The sequence below is a fragment of the Kitasatospora humi genome (assembly GCF_020907985.1).
Taxonomy (GTDB): domain Bacteria; phylum Actinomycetota; class Actinomycetes; order Streptomycetales; family Streptomycetaceae; genus Kitasatospora; species Kitasatospora humi.
In genome coordinates, this window is the sequence record NZ_JAJJPA010000004.1 from 38,329 (window position 1) to 59,214 (window position 20,886).

Sequence of the window (20,886 nt, forward strand, 5' to 3'; positions counted from 1 at the left end):
ACGATCTGTGAGCACTCGGTCACCATCAGACCGGTCCCTCCGTCCGAGGAGCTGCTTCCCATGGCCCCACACCCCGCGGTCGCGGCGATACGCCTGGCCGTCCGTCGCGCCCTGGCGGACCTGGCGGCCGAGGCCGTCGAGTCCGGCGCCCCCGCCCCCGTCCCCGTCGTGAGCCGGCAGACCGCCCGGCACCGGCTGCCCGCCTCCGTGCCGCCCGCCGCCCCCACCGCCGGCAGCCCCGCCACCGTGCTGATCGGCAACGCCCGCCGCCACCCCTCCGGGCTGCCCCGCACTCCCGCCGCCCCCGACGCACCGCTGGTGCTGGTGGCGGTCAGCGGCGGCGCCGACTCCATGGCACTCGCCAGCGCCACCGCCTTCGAGGCCCCCAAGCTCGGCCTGCGGGTCGGCGCGGTCACCGTCGACCACGGCCTGCAGGACGGCAGCGCCGACCGGGCCCGGCAGGTCGCCGAGCGGCTGCGCGCCTTCGGCCTCGACCCGGTGGAGGCGGTCACCGTGCAGGTCGGCCGCCACGGCGGGCCGGAGAACGCCGCCCGGGAGGCCAGGTACGCGGCGCTGGACGCCGCCGCCGAGCGCCACCGGGCGCTGGCCGTCTTCCTGGGCCACACCAGGGACGACCAGGCCGAGACCGTGCTGCTGGGCCTGGCCCGCGGCTCCGGTGCCCGCTCGCTGGCCGGCATGCCGGGCCGCAAGGGCCACTACCGCCGCCCGCTGCTGGACGTGGACCGGGCCGCCACCCGGCGGGCCTGCGCGGCCCAGTCCATCCCGGTCTGGGAGGACCCGCACAACCTGGACCCGGCCTACGCCCGCGCCCGGGTGCGCCACGAGGTCCTCCCGGTGCTGGAGAAGCACCTCGGCGCCGGTGTGGTGGAGGCGCTGGCCCGTACCGCCCGGCTGTTCCGGGACGACGCCGACGCGCTGGACCAGTGGGCGGAGCGCGCCGAGCAGGACCTCTACCGCCGTGATCCGCACGACGGCCGCGGCTCGCTCGCCGCCGCCGAGCTGGGACTGCTGCCGGCCGCCGTGCGCCGCCGGGTGCTGCGCCGGGTGGCGCTGCGCACCGGCTCTCCGGCCGGCGACCTGTTCGCCCGCCACCTCGAAACCGTGGACTCGCTGGTCACCGGCTGGCGCGGTCAGGGGCCGTTGCAGCTACCCGGGGGCGTGGAGGTCACCCGACGGTGTGGCAACCTGGTGTTTCGGCGGCGGACCGACTGACCGCCGGCACAGGACCACGAACCCTTGAGGACGTACTCCCGGTGGACGCAAAGGACATGGGCGCCGATCTGGCAAAGGTGCTCATCAGCAAGGACGAGATCGACGCGAAGCTGGCCGAGCTGGCCGAGCGGATCGACCGGGATTACGAGGGGAAGGACCTGCTGATCGTCGGCGTCCTCAAGGGTGCCGTCATGGTGATGGCGGACCTGGCCCGGGCGCTGCACTCCAAGGTCACCATGGACTGGATGGCGGTCTCCTCGTACGGCATGGGCACCAAGTCCTCCGGCGTGGTGCGGATCCTCAAGGACCTGGACACCGACATCGCCGGCCGCGACGTGCTGATCGTCGAGGACATCATCGACTCCGGCCTGACCCTGTCCTGGCTGCTCGGCAACCTGGGCTCGCGCGGGCCGGCCTCGCTGGAGGTCTGCACCCTGCTGCGCAAGCCGGACGCCGCCAAGGTGGAGATCGACGTCAAGTACGTCGGCTTCGACATCCCCAACGAGTTCGTGGTCGGCTACGGGCTGGACTACGCGGAGAAGCTCCGCAACCTCCCGTTCATCGGTACGCTCGCCCCACACGTGTACGGCGGCTGAGCACCGACCGGCCCCGAGGGGAACACCCCGCCGGTTCCGCCCGTTGGAGTCGGCGAACGGACAACTGCATAGGCCGTACCGTCGCGCTCCGCCCGGAGTGGGGGGCGACTGCTGTACGGTCAAATTACCCGCTCTTCGTACCGGGCTGGTTCGGTTGGACCGGATCCGGTGGTGGGCGGGGTGCGTACGCACATAACCGGAAGCGCCGACGGCCGAGAGCCGCCAGGTGCCGTTTGAGTGGCAGGAGGGACGGGGCGGCAACGCCCCGCATGGATGGACGTCAAGCGATACTTCCGCGCGCCGATCGCATGGATCCTCCTGGCAGTCGTCGCCGTCATTGTGCTGATGAACGTCGTTTCGGACTCGAACGGCTACAAGACGGTGGACACCGGCCAGGTGGTCCAGGCGATCAACGCTGGCAACGTCAAGCAGGCGCAGATCACCACCGGTGACTCCCAGACGATCAAGGTCGAGCTGAAGGACGGCGCGGCACTGCCGGCCGGCGGCAACGGCAAGGTCCCGTCGGGCACCAAGTTCCAGGCCTCGTACATCGGCGACCAGGGCAAGGACATCGCCGAGAAGATGTCCAACGACGCCTCGGTGATGCCGCCGCAGGGCTACACGATCAGCCCGGAGAAGCAGTCGACCTTCGTCAGCCTGCTGGTCTCGATGCTGCCCATCGTGGTCATCGTGCTGATCTTCCTGTTCCTGATGAACCAGATGCAGGGTGGCGGCTCCCGGGTCATGCAGTTCGGCAAGTCCAAGGCGAAGCTGCTCACCAAGGACACCCCGAAGACCACCTTCGCCGACGTGGCCGGTGCCGACGAGGCGGTGGAGGAGCTCCAGGAGATCAAGGAGTTCCTGCAGGAGCCGTCGAAGTTCCAGGCGGTCGGCGCCAAGATCCCCAAGGGCGTGCTGCTCTACGGCCCGCCCGGAACCGGCAAGACGCTGCTCGCGCGGGCCGTCGCGGGCGAGGCGGGCGTGCCCTTCTACTCCATCTCCGGCTCGGACTTCGTCGAGATGTTCGTCGGTGTCGGTGCCTCCCGGGTCCGCGACCTGTTCGAGCAGGCCAAGGCGAACGCGCCGGCGATCATCTTCGTCGACGAGATCGACGCGGTCGGCCGGCACCGCGGCGCCGGCCTCGGCGGCGGCCACGACGAGCGGGAGCAGACCCTCAACCAGCTGCTGGTCGAGATGGACGGCTTCGACGTCAAGGGCGGCGTGATCCTGATCGCCGCCACCAACCGCCCGGACATCCTGGACCCGGCGCTGCTGCGCCCGGGCCGCTTCGACCGCCAGGTCGCGGTGGAGCGCCCCGACCTGCAGGGCCGCCTGGACATCCTCAAGGTGCACCAGAAGGGCAAGCCGATCGCGCCGGACGTCGACCTGTCGGCCGTCGCCAAGCGGACCCCCGGCTTCACCGGCGCCGATCTGTCCAACGTGCTGAACGAGGCGGCCCTGCTGACCGCCCGCTCGGACCGCAAGCTGATCGACAACGCCGTGCTGGACGAGGCCATCGACCGCGTGGTGGCCGGTCCGCAGAAGCGCACCCGGATCATGTCGGAGAAGGAGAAGAAGATCACCGCGTACCACGAGGGCGGTCACGCCCTGGTCGCGGCGGCCTCGCCCAACTCCGACCCGGTGCACAAGGTGACCATCCTGTCCCGCGGCCGCGCCCTGGGGTACACCATGGTGCTGCCGGAGGAGGACAAGTACTCGCAGACCCGCAACGAGATGCTCGACCGCCTCGCCTACATGATGGGCGGCCGCGCGGCCGAGGAGCTGGTCTTCCACGACCCGACCACCGGTGCCGCGGACGACATCGAGAAGGCCACCGGCACGGCCCGTGCGATGGTCACCCAGTTCGGCATGACCGAGCGGCTGGGCGCGATCAAGTTCGGCACCGACAACTCCGAGCCGTTCCTCGGCCGTGAGATGGGCCACCAGCGCGACTACTCCGAGGAGGTCGCCGGGCTGGTGGACGAAGAGGTCAAGAAGCTGATCGAGAACGCCCACAACGAGGCCTGGGAGATCCTGGTCGAGAACCGGGACGTGCTCGACAACCTGGTCCTGGAGCTCCTGGAGAAGGAGACCCTGAACAAGGAGCAGCTGGCCGAGATCTTCGCTCCGGTGGTCAAGCGCCCGGCCCGTCCGGCCTGGACCGGTTCGGCCCGCCGCACCCCGTCCACCCGCCCGCCGGTGCAGTCGCCCAAGGAGCTGGCGCTCAGCAACGGTGCGGCCGGTGCGGGTCCGGTGGACATCGTCAAGCTGCCTCCGGTGACCGGCGAGACCACCGAGAACTGAGGCCGCCGGCGCCTTGCGCGCCGCAGTTGAACAGCGGAATGGATGCCGCGTCTGAAGGGTTTGTACCCTTGAGGCGCGGCATCTGCGCTGTTCAGCCCCCATCACCCAGCTAGTTTGCGAGGCTCGCATGATCGATCCGGTGACGCTCGACGGACAGTCCGGCATCGGTACCTTCGACCAGAAGCGGGCCGAGAACGCCGTTCGAGAGCTTCTGATCGCCGTCGGCGAGGACCCGGACCGCGAGGGCCTGCTGGACACGCCCGGCCGGGTCGCGCGCGCCTACAAGGAGATATTCGCCGGCCTGTGGCAGAAGCCGGAGGACGTGCTGACCACCACCTTCGACCTCGGCCACGACGAGATGGTGCTGGTCAAGGACATCGAGGTGTTCTCCACCTGCGAGCACCACCTGGTGCCGTTCCAGGGCGTCGCGCACGTGGGCTACATCCCCGCCACCACCGGCAAGATCACCGGCCTGTCCAAGCTGGCCCGGCTGGTCGACGTCTACGCCCGCCGCCCCCAGGTGCAGGAGCGTCTGACCAGCCAGGTCGCCGACTCGCTGATGCGGATCCTGGAGCCGCGCGGGGCGATCGTGGTGATCGAGTGCGAGCACATGTGCATGTCGATGCGCGGCATCCGCAAGCCCGGCGCCAAGACCATCACCTCGGCCGTCCGCGGCCAGCTGCGCGACGCCGCGACCCGCGCCGAGGCGATGAGCCTCATCATGAGCCGTTGAGCCGTTGAGCCGTTGAGCCGTTGAGCCGTTGAGCCGTTGAGCCGTTGAGCCGTCGAGCCGTCGTGCTCCTCCGGCGCGCCGCTGAGGCTCCCCTGAAGCGCCCCTGACCCCGCCCGGTCCGGGGCGCTTCAGTCCGCCGGCTCCCGGTCCGGTGGGGGCGCCAGCCGGTCGCTCAGCCACTCCAGCGCCGCCGGCAGCTCGCGCCGCCAGGTGTCGAAGCTGTGCCCGCCGTCGGGCAGGAAGAGCGAGTCCACCCGCAGCTCCGGATGGGCCTTGGTCACCGTCGCGGCGGTGGCCAGGAACTGCTGGGTGGCCTGGTAGTCGTCCTCGGTCCTGGTGCTGACGATCAGCAGCGAGGCGGCCGGCACCGGCAGGTGCTGCAGCCGCCAGGCCAGGTCGTAGCCCTGCGCCAGCTGCTGGTTGCCGCCGAAGAGGTCCCCGGTGGACCAGTCGCCGGTCACCTGGTAGTCGGCGTGCAGGGCGGCCGCGCTGCCGTAGGAGCCGGGGTGGCGCAGCGCCAGCCGCAGCGCGCAACTACCGCCGGTGGAGTACCCCAGCACGCCCCAGGACTGCGCCGAACGGCTGACCCGGTAGACGGAGCGCAGCGCGGCCGGCAGGTCCTCGGCGAACCAGGTCTCGGTGGCCGGGCCGCCGGGCACGTCCACGCACTCGGTGTTGCGCGGCGCGGCCACCGTGGGCCGGGCCATCACCACCACCGTGGGCGCCATCCGGCCGGTGCGCTGCAACTGGGAGACGTGCTGCGGGGTGTGCAGCTCGGTCAGCAGGTGGAGCGCACCGCCGGGGTAGCCGGCCAGGGCGAGCAGCACCGGGAAGCGCTGCCGGGAGTACCTGGGATTGAAGTATTCGGGTGGCAGATAGATGAACATCTGGTCGGAGAGCCCGCTGGTCTTCCCGGTCACCCGGATCGAATCCACCCGGCCGACCTGCTCCGGCGGGCCCTGCGGCAGGTCGGTCACCGTACCGAGGCCGCCCTCGTCGGTGGGCCGCACCAGGGTGTCGCCGGACGGCGGCCCCGACCGGCCGCCGCCCGACTGGCCCAGGGCCAGCGGCCTGGTGTCGGACTGCAGCAGGTCGGCCCAAGAGGTGTAGAAGCCGAAGGAATTGTTGAGCGTCAGCCCGGCCAGCGCCAGTACCGCCAGCTGAGTGAACATCAGGGTGCCGATCCGGCCGGCGATGTGCCACGGCCGGCGACCGGCCAGCCGGGGCCAGAGCCACACGGTGCCGGCGGTCGCGAGCACGGCGACGGCCGCGGTGAGGTACACCAGCGCGGTGCTGGTCAGCTGCATCCCAGGCCCCCTGGCGGTCCGTCAGCATGTGGGTGGGCACTGCTGACCATCATCTCCGGGCCGCCCGGGAGCGGGCCACCCGAGCAGCGGCGCCACGGGGGCAACGTGCCCGGCGCCGGTCGCGGCACGGTTGGGCCATCGGTACGCGCCCGGCTTCACCCGCAGGAACCAAAGCTCTAGACTTCGGCGTCGCCACCCGCAGGGGGGCCGGCCGCACTCCGGTAACGGAGCGCATCGGTGCAGGTGGGCCGCCCATTGCTCGCTCTTGACGTTCTCTTGGTCTGGATTGGGAAAAAAGGATGAAGGTCCCTCCCGGCTCACCCCTCGGGGTGATCGGCCACACTCGTGCAGCCTCTACTCTGAACTTCCATGAGTGTTCCCGTGTCCGCTGAGTCGTCCCACGAGCAGCCCCGCCGCCGGGGGCTGCAGACGCTGCGTACCCAAGCTGCCGCGGTTCCACGCGCCTGGCTGCCCGGCGTGGTCGGCTACGCCACCCTGCTGATCGGCCTGGTGGACATCGCCAGCGGGGTCTTCCCGCGGCTGCGCCACACCCGGGTGCACACCTGGGCCGGCGAGTTGCCGGGCACCACCACGACGATCGCCACCGCCGGCACCCTGCTGATCGGCCTGTTGCTGGTGCTGCTGGCGCACGCCCTGCGCCGCCGCAAGCGCCGGGCCTGGCGGATGGTGTGCGCGCTGCTGCCGGCGGGCGCGGCGCTGCACGTGCTGCGCTGGCACCAGATCGGCCCGGCCGTGGTCTCGCTGGTGCTCCTCGCGGTGATGCTGGTGCACCGCCGTGAGTTCTACGCCAAGGCCGACCCGCGCACCCGCTGGCGGGCGCTGCTGAACTTCGTGGTGATGGGCGCGATCAGCCTGGGCCTGGGCTTCCTGATCGTGAACTCGCACTCGTCCCGTGAGATGGGGCACCCGAGCCTGATGGCCCGGGTCCGGGAGACGGTCTGGGGCCTGTTCGGCCTGGACGGCCCGGTCCGCTACCACCCGGACCGGATCGGCGACCTGGTCGGCTACTCGCTGGCCGGGCTCGGCCTGCTGACCGCCTTCTCCACCGCCTACCTGCTGCTGCGCCCGGAGAAGCCGGAGCCGGAGCTCACCGCCGAGGACGAGGCCAAGGTCCGCGCCCTGCTGGACCGGCACGGCAAGCGCGACTCGCTGGGCTACTTCGCGCTGCGCCGGGACAAGAGCGTGCTGTTCTCGCCGACCGGCAAGGCGGCCATCTCCTACCGGGTGGTCTCCGGCGTGATGCTGGCCTCCGGCGACCCGGTGGGTGACGTCGAGGCCTGGCCCGGTGCGATCAAGGCCTTCATGGCGCAGGCCCGGGAGCACGCCTGGGTGCCGGCCGTGATGGGCTGCAGCGAGACCGGCGGCGAGGTGTGGACCCGTGAGGCCCACCTGGACGCGTTGGAGCTGGGCGACGAGGCGATCGTGGACGCGTCCACCTTCTCGCTGGCCGGCCGGGCGATGCGCAACGTCCGCCAGATGGTCAAGCGGATCGAGCGCAACGGCTACTCCTGCCAGGTGCGCCGGGTCGGCGACCTGAGCCTGGAGGAGAAGCTCCGGATCGCCGACGCCGCGGCCCGCTGGCGCGGCACCGACACCGAGCGCGGCTTCTCGATGGCGCTCGGCCGGTTCGGCGACCCCGGCGACGACGCCTGCGTGGTGGTCACCGCGCACAAGGCGCCCGGCGAGGGCGAGGACCCGAACGCGGACGACCTCAAGGCAGTGCTGCACTTCGTCCCCTGGGGCGAGGACGGCATCTCGCTGGAGCTGATGCGCCGCGACCGGGCGGCCGACCCGGGCCTCAACGAGCTGCTGATCGTGGCGGCCCTGGAGGCGGTGCCCGCGATGGGCATCCGCCGGGTCTCGTTGAACTTCGCGATGTTCCGGTCGGCGCTGGCCCGTGGTGAGCGGATCGGGGCCGGCCCGGTGCTGCGGGCCTGGCGCGGGCTGCTGGTCTTCCTCTCCCGCTGGTTCCAGATCGAGTCGCTGTACAAGTTCAACGCCAAGTTCCAGCCGGAGTGGGAGCCGCGGTTCCTGGTCTACCCGAACACCCGGGACCTGCCGCGGATCGGTTTCGCGGCGATGCAGGCGGAGGCGTTCATCACCCTGGGCATGCCGCGGTTCGGCCGCAAGAAGCAGCGCCAGGGGCTGATGCCGGCGCCTGCCGACCAGTCGGGCTCGATCGCCCCGGCTGCCTGAGCCGTACCGGCTGACCGGGACCGCCGCACCGGAGACCGGGTGACGGGTTGCGGGCCGATAATGGGCCCATGAACAACCCGTTGCCCGGTTTGCCGGTTTTTGATCGCTGTGCCGTGATGGGCGTCGTCAATGTGACGCCGGACTCGTTCTCGGACGGTGGCCGCTGGCTGGATCCGCGCAAGGCGGTGGCGCACGGGCTCGACCTGGTGGCCCGTGGCGCCGACCTGGTGGACGTGGGCGGTGAGTCGACCCGGCCGGGCTCCCAGCGGGTCACCGAGGAGGAGGAGCTGCGCCGGGTGATCCCGGTGGTGCGGGAGCTGGCCGCCGCCGGGGTGCTGGTCTCGGTGGACACCATGCGGGCCGCGGTGGCCGAGCAGTCGCTGGCGGCCGGCGCGGTGCTGGTCAACGACGTCTCCGGTGGGCTGGCCGATCCGGCGATGGCCCGGGTGGTGGCCGACAGCGGGGCTCCGTTCGTGGTGATGCACTGGCGCGGCCAGTCCGCCGACATGGAGCAGCGGGCGGTCTACCAGGACGTGGTGGCCGATGTGGTCGCCGAGCTGACCGCCCGGATCGAGGCGCTGCTCTCGGCCGGGGTCAAGGCCGAGCAGCTGGTCCTGGACCCGGGGCTGGGCTTCGCCAAGACCCCCGAGCACAACTGGGCGCTGATGGGAGGTTTGGACGCGCTGACCGCCTTGGGCCGCCCGGTGCTGGTGGCCGCATCCCGCAAGCGGTTCCTGGGTACGCTGCTCGCCGACCCGCAAACCGGCGAGCTGCGGCCACCCCGCCGGCGCGACGACGCGACCGCGGCGATCTCGGTGCTGTCGGCCCGGGCGGGGGCCTGGGCGGTGCGGGTGCACGACGTGGCGGGCACCGCGGACGCCGTCCGGGTGGTCGCCGCCTGGCGCGCCGCGGGGCCGAGCTGAGCGGACGGGCGGACGGAAGCGGACGGAAGGTGGGTGGTGGCCGGCGTGACCGGTGACTCGCTGGGCAATGGCAACAACGGCAAGACGGCGGCCCTGGAGGCCGACCGGGAGGCGGTGCTGGCGGCGAACCAGCGGCTGTACGAGTCGTTGGAGAACAACGACCTGGAGGCGCTGGAGGACGTCTGGCTCTCCGCGGCCGACGCCGACGACAAGGGCGGGGTGGTCTGCGTGCACCCCGGCTGGCCGGTGCTGCGCGGCCGCGCCCAGGTGACCCGCTCCTACCTCCTGATCATGATGAACACGGAGTACATCCAGTTCTTCCTGACCGATGTCGAGGTCGAGGTGCAGGGCGACGCGGCATTGGTCACCTGCACCGAGAACATCCTGTCCGGCGGCGAGGCCGAGGAGGAGGGGGAGCTGGGTCCGCTGGTCGGCGGCAAGGTGGTCGCCACCAACCTGTTCCGCCGCACCCCGGCTGGTTGGCGGCTCTGGTCGCACCATGGCTCACCCGTGCTGACCAGCGGTGATGACGATGACGAGGGCGACGGCCGGGGCTGACGCCGGGCCCTGGGACCGGACCGTCGGCGGCCGAGGGTAGATTCGATGGTCGGTGGGCGACGTGGCCTGCCGGACCCAGATCAGGAGCAGTGATGCCAGGTGCTTGACCGTGTCACCCTGAAGGGCCTGCGCGCCCGCGGCCACCACGGGGTCTTCGAGCGCGAGCGGATCGAGGGCCAGACCTTCGTGGTCGACGTGGTGCTCCACCTCGACACCCGCCCGGCCGCCTCCGGCGACGACCTCACGCGCACGGCCCACTACGGGATCGTCGCCGAGGAGGTCACCGCGATCATCGCCGGTGAGCCGGTCGACCTGATCGAGACGCTGGCCCAGCGGATCGCCGACCAGTGCCTCAAGCACGAGCCGGTCGAGGAGGTGGAGGTCACGGTCCACAAGCCGGACGCCCCGATCACCGTGCCCTTCGACGACGTGACCGTCACCATCCACCGGGGCCGCCCGTGACGGCCTCCCGCGCGACCACCCAGCAGCTTTCCCCAGCCTCCGGCCGGGGCGCCTCCACGCCCAGGAAGGGCCACCGATGAGCACCAGCGACCCGACCGCCACTCCGACCACGTTCAACCTGCAGCACCGGGTGGACAGCGCCGACAGCACGCTGGCCAACCCGCGCACCGCCGTGGTGGCCCTGGGCAGCAACCTGGGCAACCGGCTGGAGACGCTGCAGGGCGCGGTGGACGCACTGGGCGACACCCCCGGCGTGAAGATCACCGCGGTGTCCGGCGTCTTCGAGACCGAGGCCCTGGGCGGCCCCGCCGAGCAGCCCAACTACTACAACGCGGTGGTGCTGCTGCGCACCACGCTGCCGCCGTACTCGCTGCTGGAGCGGGCCAACGCGATCGAGGACGCGTTCGGCCGGGAGCGCACCGTGCGCTGGGGTGCCCGCACCCTGGACGTCGACATCATCAACTTCCAAGGCGTGCTGAGCGAGGACCCGGTGCTGCTGCTGCCGCACCCGCGCGCGCACGAGCGGGCCTTCGTGCTGGCTCCCTGGCTGGACGCCGACCAGGCCGCCGAGCTGCCCGGGCACGGGCCGGTCGCCGAGCTGCTCGCCGCGATCGGGGACAGCCAGGACGTGCGGCGCCGCACCGACATCGAGCTGCGGCTGCCCGAGTAGGGCCGAGATCGGGCCGCGGCCGTCGCAGTAGGGTCGGTGCGACGGCCGACCGTCCGTCAGAAGGGAAAACCCGGATCGTGAAGCCGCTGCGACTGCGTCTCCTGCTCGCCATCTTCGTGGTCGCCACGGCCCTCGCCTGGGCCGGCGCGAAGTTGTGGAACTCGCTGGCCACGCTGCCCGGCACGCCCACCGCGGCACCGGTGGTGCTGGCGGTGGTCGCGGTGATCCTGCTGGCGGTGGCGCTCTCGCTGCGCGCCCGGCTGAAGGCGATCCGGGACCGGGCGCCGGACGCCAAGCGGGTGGACCCGCTGCTGGCCGCCCGGGCCGTGGTGCTCGCGCAGGCCAGCGCGCTGGCCTCCGCGGTGGTCAGTGGGATCTACGCGGGCCTGGGCATCGAGCTGCTCACCCTGCCGGACTTCGACGCCCACCGCGGGCCGGCGATCACCGCCGGGCTGGCGGTGCTGGCGGGCGCCGCCGTGGTCGCCGTGGCCCTGTGGCTGCAGCACATCTGCAAGCTCCCGGAGGACGGCGGCAACCGCGACCGGGGCAAGGGCACGGCCTCCTCGCCGCGCTGACCAGGCATCAACCGCAGGCGCCCACCCCAAGGAAACACTCAGGTTCGGCGCACGCTAGTTTTCTGCCCATGCCTCGCGGACGCCACCGACACTCCTCGCTCCTCAGCCGTGCGATCGGCCCCGCCGCCGCGGCCGTCCTCACGGTGACCGCGCTCGCCGAACTGCTGCTCGACTCGGACCAGATGGTGGCCCGCTCGGTCGGAGTGGCCGCGGTGCTCGCCGTCCTGGGCCTGGCGATGGTGCTGCGGCAGCGGGACCGCGCCGCGCGGGCCGCCGCCGAGGCCGCCGCGGCCCGCCGGATCCGTGACGAGGAGCGGTTCGAGGAACAGCTGGCCGAGGCCGAGTACGCCGCCGAGGTGGCCGAGGAGCGGGCGTCCCGGCTCGGCCGCCGGCTGACCGCGGAGAAGTCCCGGCTGGCCAAGGCGGAGACCGAGATCGCCCGGCTGCTCAAGGAGCGCGCGGTGCTGGCCGCCGAGCAGGCGCTCAGGGAGGCCGAGGCGACCCAGAAGGCGATCGAGGCGGCCCGCCCCAAGCATCCGGTGAGTCCGGTCGCCTACCTGCGCGCGGCGAACGCGCTGCGGGCGATGGCCCGGCGCGCCGAGCTGGCGCAGGCCCAGGCCGAGCACCTGGCGCGCCGGCAGGCCGCCCGGCAGCCCGCCGCACTGCCGGCCGCGCGGTCCGCCCAGGCCCCCGCGCTGCCCGAGGCCCAGGCCCCCGCGCTGCCCGAGGCGCTGTCCCCCGCGCTGCCCGAGGCGCTGCCGGCCGCGCTGCCGGACGCGGCGCCCGCCGCGCTGCCCGAGGTGCGCGCCCAGCACAGGCCCGCCCTGGTCGAGCCGACTGCCCGGCCGGCGGCCGAGCCCGCTGCCGTCGAGTCGGCTGCCGAGGCCGAGCCCGCTGCCGTCGAGCCGGGTACCGAGGCCGGGCCCGCGGCGAAGGCGGCGCCCGGCGAACGTCCCGCGGTGACCGCCTCCCCCGTGCGCCCGATGCTCGCCGCCCCCACCGAGCGGGCCGCCGCGGCCGCCGCCATGGTGCCGGTGGCCCGGCAGCGCCCGCGCCCGTCGGCGCCGGGCAGCCGCCCCGCGCCCTCGTTCAGCTTCTTCGACCGCGGCGCGGCGCCGCGGGTGGCCGCCCCGGCCCCGTCGGTGCGCTCGGTCAGCGAGCTGGCCCAGCAGCGCACCGAGCGGGCGGGCGCCGGAGCCGAGCAGGCCCGCCCGGCGCAGGACGACCTGGCCGACGTGCTGGGCGACGAGGTGGCCGGCACCGAGGTGGTCGACCTCACCCCCGAGGACGAGACCGAGCTGCTGGACGTCGGCGAGCTGCGCGCCAAGCACCGCTGAAGTCCGCCCGAATAGCTGAGAGTTGCTCAGATCCGCGGATAACGACCGGCCAGCACCCAGATGTTCGGGTTGTCGCCCAGCTCCGGGTGCAGGTCGGTCAGGTCGGCCAGCACGTCCTGCAGGAAGTCCCGGGCCTCGCGGCGCAGTTCCTGGTGGCGCACCACCAGCGGCGGTTCGTCCAGCCAGCTGGCGATGATCTCCACGTGCCCGAACCGGCGGGCGAACCTGAGCAGTTCGGTGTTCTGGGTGAAGTCCAGGTCGGCGGTGCGCAGCGCGGCGGCCCGGCTGCCGCGCGGGTCCTCGTCGAGCTGCTCCACGATGTCGCACAGCGCCCAGGCGAAGTCCAGCACCGGCACCCAGCCCCAGGCGGTGGAGAGCTCCAGCTCGTCCTCGGCGATGTACACGTCCCCGCAGAACAGGTCGTGCCGCAGCGCCTGCACGGAGGCGGTGCGGTAGTCGGTCTGCGGTGGGTCGGGGATCCGCAGCGAGAGGGAGTAGCCGAGCTCGATCACCCGCTCATTTAACCGCGTGACGCGGCGCGGTCCGTCCGGGGATGATGGCGGTATGCCCGAGCCAGTGCGCGTTCGGGGCTCGGTGGCGGTGCCGGACGCCGAGCTCGTCTGGCGCTTCTCCCGGTCCAGCGGCCCCGGCGGCCAGCACGTGAACACCTCCGACACCCAGGTCGAGCTGCGCTACGACCTGGCCGCCTCCGCGGCGCTGCCCGAGGTGTGGAAGCAGCGCGCCCTGGAGCGGCTGGCGCACCGGCTGGTGGACGGCCGGGTGCTGGTGGTGCGGGCCAGCGAGCACCGCTCGCAGTGGCGCAACCGCGAGGTGGCGGCGGCCCGCCTGGCCTCGCTGCTCGGCGAGGCGACCGCCCCGCCGCCCAAGGCCCGCCGGGCCACCAAGCCGAGCCGCGGCATGGTCGAGCGGCGGCTGGCGAACAAGAAGCACCGCGCGGAGCTCAAGCGCGGCCGGTCGGCGCCGCGCGCCACCGACTAGCTCCGGTTCAGCCCAGCTGCCGGTAGCCGCCGCGGAAGTAGAGCAGCGGTCGGCCGTCCGGGGCCGGCACCCGGGCGCGCAGCACCCGGCCGAGCACCAGGGTGTGGTCGCCGGCGGCTATCCGCTGCTCGGTGCGGCACTCCACGGTCGCCAGGGCGCCGCTGATCAGCGGCGAGTCGGTCAGTTCGGAGCGCTCGTGCGGGGTGTCCGCGAACAGCAGTCGGTCGCTGAGCCGCCCCTTCATGGCGAACCGGCCGGCCACTGCCTTGTGCTGCTCGCCGAGGAGCGAGACGGCCCACCGGTCGACCCGGGAGAGCAGTTCGTCCATCCGGGAGTCCTCCCGCACCGAGACCAGCACCAGCGGCGGTTCCAGCGAGACCGACAGGAACGACGTGGCGGTCATTCCCGCGTCGTCGCCCGCGTCGGAGGCGGTCACCAGGGCGACGCCGGCGGCCAGCTGGGTGAGCGCGGCGCGGAACTCGTCCGGGGTGGCGTTCGGGACGGTGAGGTGCTGCGGCGAGGTGGACACGTACCGCACGGTAGCCCCAGGGCCGTGTCGATGGCATCCGGCGGTGGTCCTAGGCCGGTCCTAGGCCCTGGGGCGAGCTGTCCGGTTCCGGACGGCCGTGCGGCGGCCGCGCGGGCTCGGACCGGGCACGATCGACCGCGAAGTTGGCCATCGCCGGATCCTGTCCGGGCATGACCGAGATGAACCGGATTTGCCTCTCTATGCGTTCTGTGATTTGAGTCACAAGTAACGACCTATTGCTGACCGAGCGTGCCGATCGCTGTGCTCGCTGTGATTCAGTTCTTCTGGCAATCGGACGATAACCATCAAGACCCACCCGAAGAACCGGGGGAGCCCCCGCATGGAAGCCGAGTCGGAGCCGTACGTCCGCCTCGCGACCCTTCGCACCTTGCACCGGGTCGTGGCGGACCTCAACGCTGCCCGCAGCCTGGCGGGCACCTTGCAGGCCGTGGTCGAGGGCGCGGTGCACGGTCTGGGCTTCGACGCCGCCGCGGTCAGCCTGGTCCGGCCGGACGGCGATCTGGTGGTGGCGGCGGTCTGGGAGTTCGAGGAGCGCGACTACGGCGGCCCCGCGGTGCTGCTCGGCCAGGTGGGCAGCCGGGCCTCCTGGGACCGGCTGCTGGCCGCCGCCGACCACTGGGGCACCCTGCGGTTCCTGCCGTACGACCGCGGCTGGGCGGTCGAGCCGGACATCCCGCACTGGACCGGCGACGGCCCGATGCCGGTCTACGCCAACGACTGGCACCCCGAGGACGGCCTACTGGCCCCGATGTACAGCGCCGGCGGCGACCTGCTCGGGGTGCTCAGCGTGGACCGGCCGCGCAGCGGCAAGCGTCCGGGCGCCTGGACCCGCGAGGCGCTGGAGATGTTCTCGCTGCAGGCCTCGATCGCGATCGGCAACGCCCGGCTGCGGGCCGAGATGCAGCGCGCGCTGGCCCGGATGGAGAAGGACCAGCAGGCGCTGCGGGCCAGTGAGGAGAGCTTCCGCCAGGCCTTCGAGTACGCCCCCAGCGGGATGGCCATCACCGAGCTGCACGGCCCCGGCCGCGGCCGGCTGACCAGGGTCAACGACGCGCTCTGCCGGCTGCTCGGCCGCTCCCGGGCAGGCCTGCGCCAGCACAGCTTCCTCGACCTGGTGCACCCCGACGACCGGAGCCTGCTGGAGCGCACCAGCACCGAGAGCGGCCGGGCCGAGCTGCGGCTGCTCCGGCGGGACGGCAGCTACCAGTGGGTCTGCCTGCGCAACTCGATCGTCGCGGACGCCGCCGAGGGCCCGACCTTCCTGCTCACCCACGTCGAGGACATCGAGGAGCGCAAGCGGCACGAGATCCAGCTGGCCCACCGGGCCAGTCATGACGCCTTGACCGGGCTGCCCAACGGCGCCGAGCTGCGGGCCCGGCTGGCCCGTCGGCTCTGCGCGCTGCCGCAGGGCCCGGCCTCAGCCGCGTCGCACGACGGGGATCCCCCCGGCCGGGGCCCGGGGGAGTCCGGGGGCGGTTCCCCCTGCGTCCTGGGGGCGGTGCCCGCCCAACCCGGCGCCACGGGCTTCCACGGGCCGCACGGGCAGCGTTCGGCCACCCCGGTGCCCGCCGGTGTCTGCGGGCCGCCGGGGCCCGGCCAAGGGGCGCACAGCGACCTCGCGGGTCAGGGCACCGGCGGCTGCGGCACCCTGACCCACGGGTACGCCGGGCGCGGCGCGCCGGACCTGGCCGCGCACGAGGGCTACGACGCCCCGCCGCCGGACCACGTGCACGCCGTGGTGCCCGGCGACCCGGACGCCGCCCCGGAGCCCTGGCACGGTCCGCAGGCCGCCGGCCCGGCCCCGCAGAAGGGGCTCGCGGTGCTCTTCTGCGACCTGGACGGCTTCAAGTCGGTGAACGACCGGTTCGGCCACAACGCGGGCGACGCGGTGCTGGTGGAGGTGGCCCGGCGGCTCCAGCAGGCGGTCCGCGAGGGCGACACGGTGGCCCGGCTGGGCGGCGACGAGTTCGTGGTGCTGGCCGACTCGATCGGCAGCTCGGAGGCCGCCGACCTGGCGCTGCGGCTGCGCGGCGCGGTGCAGCCGCCGATGCGGATAGCCGGGCGGGTGATGCGGGTGGGGGTCAGCCTGGGGATCGGCTGGGCCGGCTGCGGCATGAGCATCGATGAGGTGCTGCACGAGGCCGACAAGCGGATGTACGACGAGAAGCGGGCCCGTGGCGGCCCGCTGCGCGGCTCACGGGGGGAGCGCTCGCACCGGCGCGCGGTGTAGCCCCTGTAGGGTGCCCTGGGTACAGGTGCACCAGCACAGTGACGGGGAGTTGATCAGCGCGATGACGGCCGGCAGCCAGGGGCCCGAGGAGGGCGCGGGCGGCGCCCCGCAGGACGACGACCCGTTCGGTTACCTGTACCGGCCCGCCGGGGGCGCGCCGGGCGCCGAGCAGCCGCCGGCCGCCCCGCGCACCGCCTACCGCCCGATGGAGGTCGGCCGGGCCCAGTACGGCCAGCAGGCCGCCTACGGCCAGCCGCCGCAGTACGGCCAGCAGGCTCCCCGCCCGCCGCAGGGCCCGCCGCCGTCCTACCTGCAGCAGCAGCCGGGCCCCGGCTACGGCGAACCCGCCGCCCAGTTGCCGCACCAGCAGCCCCGGTACGCCGAGCGGTCCCGGCCGCGACCCGGCGAGGACGCCCCGCGCGGGCGCGGCAAGGGCGCGGTGATCGGCGTGGTGGCGGTGATCGCGGCCATCGCGATCGGCGCCGGCATCGCCCTCTCCAGCAACGACGGCACCAAGAAGGACAATGCCGCCCCGGCGCCGGCCACCGGCGCCGGCCACCCGAGCGCCGGCAGCGCGGCTCCGTCGGCCTCGGCCCCGGCCTCGGCCGCGTCGTCGCCCCCGGCCTCGCCGAGCCCCGTCTCGGGCGGCTTCGTGGACGCCTCGAAGGCGCAGCCGGGCGGCGGCGCCACGCTGACCAACGCGGTGAAGGGCGCGGTCTCCGCCGACGGCAGCTACCTGCAGATGCAGCAGGGCTCCACGGCGACGTTCACGGTGACCGTGCCGACCGCGGCCACCCCCGGGAAGATCTGGCTGCACTACGGCAACCTCAGCGGCGGCCCGGTGCACGTCGCGATCAGCGTGAACGGCAAGGACCACGACGGCGGCACCACCTTCAAGAGCTGGAACACCGGGGGTGACCCGACCAAGTCCTGGTCGTACACCTGGGTGAGCCCGGACCTGCCGGCCGGCACCGACACCATCGTGGTGACCACCACCGGCGGCCCGGTGATGCTGGACCAGATCGCGCTGACCGGGACGGACACGGGCAACGACTACCCGAGCCAGGGCCCCGCCTCGCCGACCGGCTGACGGTTCGTCAAGCGGCCGGCCCGGCCACCACCCGGGCCAGTCGGGTGACGGTGTCGGCCATCGCGCTCCGGGCCGGCGACAGCACCTTGCGCGGGTCGACCGCGTCCGGGCGCTCGGCCAGCGCGGTGCGCAGCGCCGGGGTGAAGGCGGTGTTCAGCGCCGTGCCGATGTTGATCTTGACCAGGCCGGCCGCGACCGCCGCCGTCAGCTCCGCGTCGGGCACCCCCGAACTGCCGTGCAGCACCAGCGGAACCGGCACGGCGGCGGCCAGGGCGGCGATCAGCGGGTGGTCCAGGGTGGCGGTGCGGGTGGTCATCGCGTGCGAGCTGCCGACCGCCACGGCCAGCGCGTCCACCCCGGTCCCGGCCACGTAGTCGGCGGCCTCGGCCGGGTCGGTGCGGGCGCCGGGCGCGTGCGCGGGCAGCGGCGGCTCGCCGTCCTTGCCGCCGACCCGGCCGAGCTCGGCCTCCAGGTGCAGGCCGTGCCGGTGGGCGAAGGCGGCGGCCTCGGCGGTGGCCTTGACGTTCTCGGCGTGCGGCAGCGCGGAGGCGTCGAACATCGCGGAGGAGAAGCCGGCCGCGGGCGCGGCCCGGAGCAGCTCCATGTCCTCGACGTGGTCCAGGTGCAGCGCGGCGGGCACCGCGCAGGCGGCGGCCAGTTCGGTGCAGGCGCGGGCCAGCGGCAGCAGCCGCCCGCCGTGGTAGGCGACCGCGTTCTGGCTGATCTGCAGCACCACCGGGGTGCCGGCCGCCTCGGCGCCGGCGCAGATCGCCTCGGCGTGCTCCAGGGTGATCACGTTGAAGGCGGGCAGGCCGCGGCGGTCGGCGGCGGCGCGGGCGAGCAGGTCGGCGGTGCGGGCCAGTGGCATGGGTGTCCCCTCGGGAGGTGTCGGTGGCGGACACCGGGCCCTCCCGGGGAACGACTGAGCAGGGCTCAGCGTCCGTTCGAGAAGCGCTCGGCGCCGGTGATCCATTCGCCGCGGCGGACCACGGCGACCAGGTCGTACGTTTGCGAGTCGAGCACCGCCAGGTCGGCGTTCTTGCCGACGGCCAGCGAGCCGATCGAGTCGGACAGGCCGAGCAGGGCGGCCGGGTTGGTGGAGACGGACTGCACGGTCTGAGTGAGGCTCAGCTTGTTGACGAGGACCGAGCGCTTGAAGGCGACGTCCAGGGTGAGCGTGGAGCCGGCGATCGAGTCGCCCTGCGCCAACCGGGCGACGCCGCCTTCGACCCGGACCTGCAGCGGGCCAAGCGGGTAGAGGCCGTCGCCCATCCCGGCCGCGCCCATCGCGTCGGTGATCAGCGCGACCCGCTCGGCACCGGCCGCGCCGTACGCCAGGTCCAGCACCGAGGGGTGCAGGTGGACGCCGTCGTTGATCAGCTCGACGGTGACCCGCTCGTCCTCCAGCAGGGCGACGACCGGGCCCGGCGCGCGGTGGTTGATGCTCGGCATCGCGTTGAACAGGTGGGTGGCGACGGTGGCTCCGGCCTCCACCGCCTCCAGGGTCCTGGCGTAGTCGCAGTCGGTGTGGCCGACCGCCGCGATCACCCCGAGGTCGGCCAGCAGCCGCACCGATTCCAGGCCGCCGGGCAGCTCCGGGGCCAGCGTGACCATCCTGGCGGTGCCGCGGGCGGCGTCCACCAGCTTGCGGACCAGCGCCGGGTCCGGGTCGCGCAGCAGGTCCGGGCGGTGCGCGCCGCAGCGCCCGGGGGAGATGAACGGGCCCTCGAAGTGCACCCCGGCCAGCACCCCGTCCTCGACCAGCTCGGAGAGCACCGCCGCCTGCCGGCAGACCTCGTCGAGCTCGCCGGTGACGGTGGAGGCGACCGTGGTGGTGGTGCCGTGCTCCAGGTGCGCGCGGGCCGCGACCAGCGCCTCCTCGGCGCTCCCGGAGGCGTAGGAGGCGCCGCCGCCGCCGTGCACGTGGAGGTCGACGAACCCCGGGACCACGGTGAAGCCCGTCAGGTCCAGGGCGGTCGGGTCCGGGGCGCCGGCCGCCCGGGGGCCGCCGATCCCGGTGATGGTGCTGCCCGAGAAGGCCAGCCGGCCGTCCTCGACGACGCCGCTCGGCAGCACCAGCCGGGCACCGGCCAGGACGACTTGGTCCGCGGTCACGCGGTCACCTCCGTCGAGAGCAGGTCCCAGGCGAGCAGTCCCGCGCCCAGGGCGGCGGCGGTGTCCTTGAGCATGGCCGGGACCACCGTCGGGGGCGCCTGGAAGGTCAGCCGCTCGGACACCGCCGCCCGCAGCGGGGTGAAGAGCGTGTCACCGGCCTCGGCCAGCCCGCCGCCGACGATCACCGTCGACGGGTCGAGCAGGCTCTGCGCCAGCACGATGCCGTCGGCGAGGGCCTCCACCGCGCGCTGCCAGACGGCCACCGCGGCCGGGTCGCCGGCGGCGACGGCCAGCGCGCAGCCGGCGGCGTCGGCGTCCGGGTCGCCCGACGCCTCGGCCCAGGCCCGGGAGACCGCGCCGGCCGAGGCCAGTGTCTCCAGGCAGCCGCGGGCGCCGCAGCCGCAAGCCGGGCCGCCGGGCCGGACCACCACGTGCCCGATCTCGCCGCCGTAGCCGTGCGCCCCCGACTCGATCCGGCCGTCGATGCCGATGGCTCCGGCGATGCCGGTGCCCAGCGCGACGAAGAGGAACCGCTCGACGCCGCGTCCGGCCCCGATCCGCCCTTCGGCCAGCCCGCCGGAGCGGACGTCGTGGCCGAGGGCGACCGGCAGGCCGTCGAGCCGCTCGCCGAGCAGCCCCCGCATCGGCAGGTCCCGCCAGCCGAGGTTGGCGGAGAAGACCGCGATCCCGTTCTTCTCGTCGATCGTGCCCGGCACCGCGACGCCGGCCGCGAGCGGGCCCCGGCCGAAACGGCGGCGGCCCTCCTCGGCGAGGTCGGCGGCGAAGTCGAGGATGGCGGCGACCACGGCGTCGGTGCCGCGCTCCCGCCCGGTCGGCCGGCGTGCTTCGAACAGCACGGAGCCGTCCTGGGCGAGCAGCGCGGCCTTCATGCCGGTGCCGCCCACATCGAGTGCGATGACGTGCTTCACGGGGACAGTTTCCCTTGTCCGGGCAGAAGAGGTCTAGTCCAGTGGTCGGATTGGTCCG

Annotated in this window: 20 protein-coding genes; 14 read left to right on the top strand and 6 right to left on the bottom strand. The window is 73.6% G+C overall.

Translation table 11 applies throughout. The annotated features are described in order from the left end of the window. Positions 1-60: 60 nt before the first annotated feature. The 4 genes from tilS (at position 61) to folE (ending at position 4,866) form a co-directional block, all read left to right on the top strand. Entirely contained in the window at positions 61-1,233 is a 1,173-nt protein-coding gene (gene tilS, locus LN042_RS05840; RefSeq protein ID WP_230049108.1) for a tRNA lysidine(34) synthetase TilS, read from the top strand. Positions 1,234-1,274: 41 nt separating this feature from the next. Next, complete coding sequence (hpt, locus tag LN042_RS05845; protein ID WP_230049110.1) at positions 1,275-1,829, top strand: hypoxanthine phosphoribosyltransferase; 555 nt, start codon at positions 1,275-1,277, stop codon at positions 1,827-1,829. Positions 1,830-2,102: 273 nt separating this feature from the next. Further along, positions 2,103-4,133 carry an ATP-dependent zinc metalloprotease FtsH gene (ftsH, locus tag LN042_RS05850; protein WP_230049111.1) on the top strand — a complete coding sequence of 677 codons (2,031 nt, stop codon included), beginning with the start codon at positions 2,103-2,105 and terminating at the stop codon, positions 4,131-4,133. 127 nt (positions 4,134-4,260) lie between these two features. Beyond that, entirely contained in the window at positions 4,261-4,866 is a 606-nt protein-coding gene (gene folE / locus LN042_RS05855; RefSeq protein ID WP_230049113.1) for a GTP cyclohydrolase I FolE, read from the top strand. Positions 4,867-4,994: 128 nt separating this feature from the next. On the opposite strand, the gene LN042_RS05860 is transcribed toward folE, so the two are convergent. Next, positions 4,995-6,173, bottom strand: a complete 1,179-nt coding sequence (locus LN042_RS05860; protein ID WP_230049115.1) for an alpha/beta hydrolase — start codon at positions 6,171-6,173, stop codon at positions 4,995-4,997. A gap of 369 nt (positions 6,174-6,542) precedes the next feature. Between LN042_RS05860 and LN042_RS05865 the strand changes: the two genes are divergently transcribed. The 7 genes from LN042_RS05865 to LN042_RS05895 all read left to right on the top strand — a co-directional run bounded on the left by LN042_RS05865 (position 6,543) and on the right by LN042_RS05895 (position 12,915). Continuing rightward, on the top strand, positions 6,543-8,390 hold the full coding sequence (locus LN042_RS05865) for a phosphatidylglycerol lysyltransferase domain-containing protein (RefSeq protein ID WP_230049117.1): 1,848 nt from the start codon (positions 6,543-6,545) through the stop codon (positions 8,388-8,390). 68 nt (positions 8,391-8,458) lie between these two features. Continuing rightward, on the top strand, positions 8,459-9,313 hold the full coding sequence (gene folP, locus LN042_RS05870; protein ID WP_230049119.1) for a dihydropteroate synthase: 855 nt from the start codon (positions 8,459-8,461) through the stop codon (positions 9,311-9,313). Positions 9,314-9,358: 45 nt separating this feature from the next. Continuing rightward, positions 9,359-9,871 (top strand): nuclear transport factor 2 family protein, encoded by a 513-nt coding sequence (locus tag LN042_RS05875; RefSeq protein WP_372495683.1) that lies wholly within the window; start codon positions 9,359-9,361, stop codon positions 9,869-9,871. Between the two features lie 99 nt (positions 9,872-9,970). Beyond that, positions 9,971-10,333, top strand: coding sequence for a dihydroneopterin aldolase (gene folB, locus LN042_RS05880; RefSeq protein WP_101381735.1), 363 nt, complete (start codon positions 9,971-9,973; stop codon positions 10,331-10,333). A gap of 76 nt (positions 10,334-10,409) precedes the next feature. Then, entirely contained in the window at positions 10,410-11,003 is a 594-nt protein-coding gene (folK, locus tag LN042_RS05885; RefSeq protein ID WP_230049121.1) for a 2-amino-4-hydroxy-6-hydroxymethyldihydropteridine diphosphokinase, read from the top strand. 77 nt (positions 11,004-11,080) lie between these two features. Then, entirely contained in the window at positions 11,081-11,578 is a 498-nt protein-coding gene (locus LN042_RS05890) for a DUF3180 domain-containing protein (RefSeq protein WP_230049123.1), read from the top strand. Between the two features lie 68 nt (positions 11,579-11,646). Continuing rightward, positions 11,647-12,915, top strand: coding sequence for a hypothetical protein (locus LN042_RS05895; RefSeq protein ID WP_230049125.1), 1,269 nt, complete (start codon positions 11,647-11,649; stop codon positions 12,913-12,915). A 26-nt stretch (positions 12,916-12,941) separates the two neighbouring features. On the opposite strand, the gene LN042_RS05900 is transcribed toward LN042_RS05895, so the two are convergent. Further along, positions 12,942-13,427: a hypothetical protein gene (locus LN042_RS05900; protein ID WP_230049127.1), complete on the bottom strand. Its 486-nt coding sequence runs from the start codon at positions 13,425-13,427 to the stop codon at positions 12,942-12,944. A gap of 52 nt (positions 13,428-13,479) precedes the next feature. On the opposite strand from LN042_RS05900, the gene arfB reads away from it, so the two are divergent. Beyond that, a complete protein-coding gene (gene arfB, locus LN042_RS05905) occupies positions 13,480-13,914 on the top strand; it encodes an alternative ribosome rescue aminoacyl-tRNA hydrolase ArfB (RefSeq protein WP_230049128.1) in 435 nt (144 codons plus the stop codon). A 7-nt stretch (positions 13,915-13,921) separates the two neighbouring features. Here the strand turns inward: arfB and LN042_RS05910 are convergent, their stop codons facing one another. Further along, entirely contained in the window at positions 13,922-14,443 is a 522-nt protein-coding gene (locus LN042_RS05910) for a flavin reductase family protein (RefSeq protein ID WP_230049130.1), read from the bottom strand. A gap of 340 nt (positions 14,444-14,783) precedes the next feature. Here LN042_RS05910 and LN042_RS05915 point away from each other — a divergent pair, with 340 nt between their 5' ends. Together LN042_RS05915 and LN042_RS05920 are read left to right on the top strand one after the other, a co-directional pair. After that, on the top strand, positions 14,784-16,694 hold the full coding sequence (locus LN042_RS05915) for a GGDEF domain-containing protein (protein WP_230049132.1): 1,911 nt from the start codon (positions 14,784-14,786) through the stop codon (positions 16,692-16,694). Positions 16,695-16,704: 10 nt separating this feature from the next. After that, on the top strand, positions 16,705-17,784 hold the full coding sequence (locus tag LN042_RS05920; protein WP_230049134.1) for a carbohydrate-binding protein: 1,080 nt from the start codon (positions 16,705-16,707) through the stop codon (positions 17,782-17,784). Positions 17,785-17,791: 7 nt separating this feature from the next. On the opposite strand, the gene LN042_RS05925 is transcribed toward LN042_RS05920, so the two are convergent. The 3 genes from LN042_RS05925 to LN042_RS05935 form a co-directional block, all read right to left on the bottom strand. Continuing rightward, positions 17,792-18,652, bottom strand: a complete 861-nt coding sequence (locus tag LN042_RS05925) for a class II fructose-bisphosphate aldolase (RefSeq protein ID WP_230049136.1) — start codon at positions 18,650-18,652, stop codon at positions 17,792-17,794. A 65-nt stretch (positions 18,653-18,717) separates the two neighbouring features. Next, positions 18,718-19,899 carry an N-acetylglucosamine-6-phosphate deacetylase gene (nagA, locus tag LN042_RS05930; protein ID WP_230049138.1) on the bottom strand — a complete coding sequence of 394 codons (1,182 nt, stop codon included), beginning with the start codon at positions 19,897-19,899 and terminating at the stop codon, positions 18,718-18,720. After that, entirely contained in the window at positions 19,896-20,828 is a 933-nt protein-coding gene (locus LN042_RS05935; protein WP_230049140.1) for an ROK family protein, read from the bottom strand. The genes nagA and LN042_RS05935 overlap by 4 nt, the downstream gene beginning before the upstream one ends. Between the last annotated feature and the right edge of the window lie 58 nt (positions 20,829-20,886).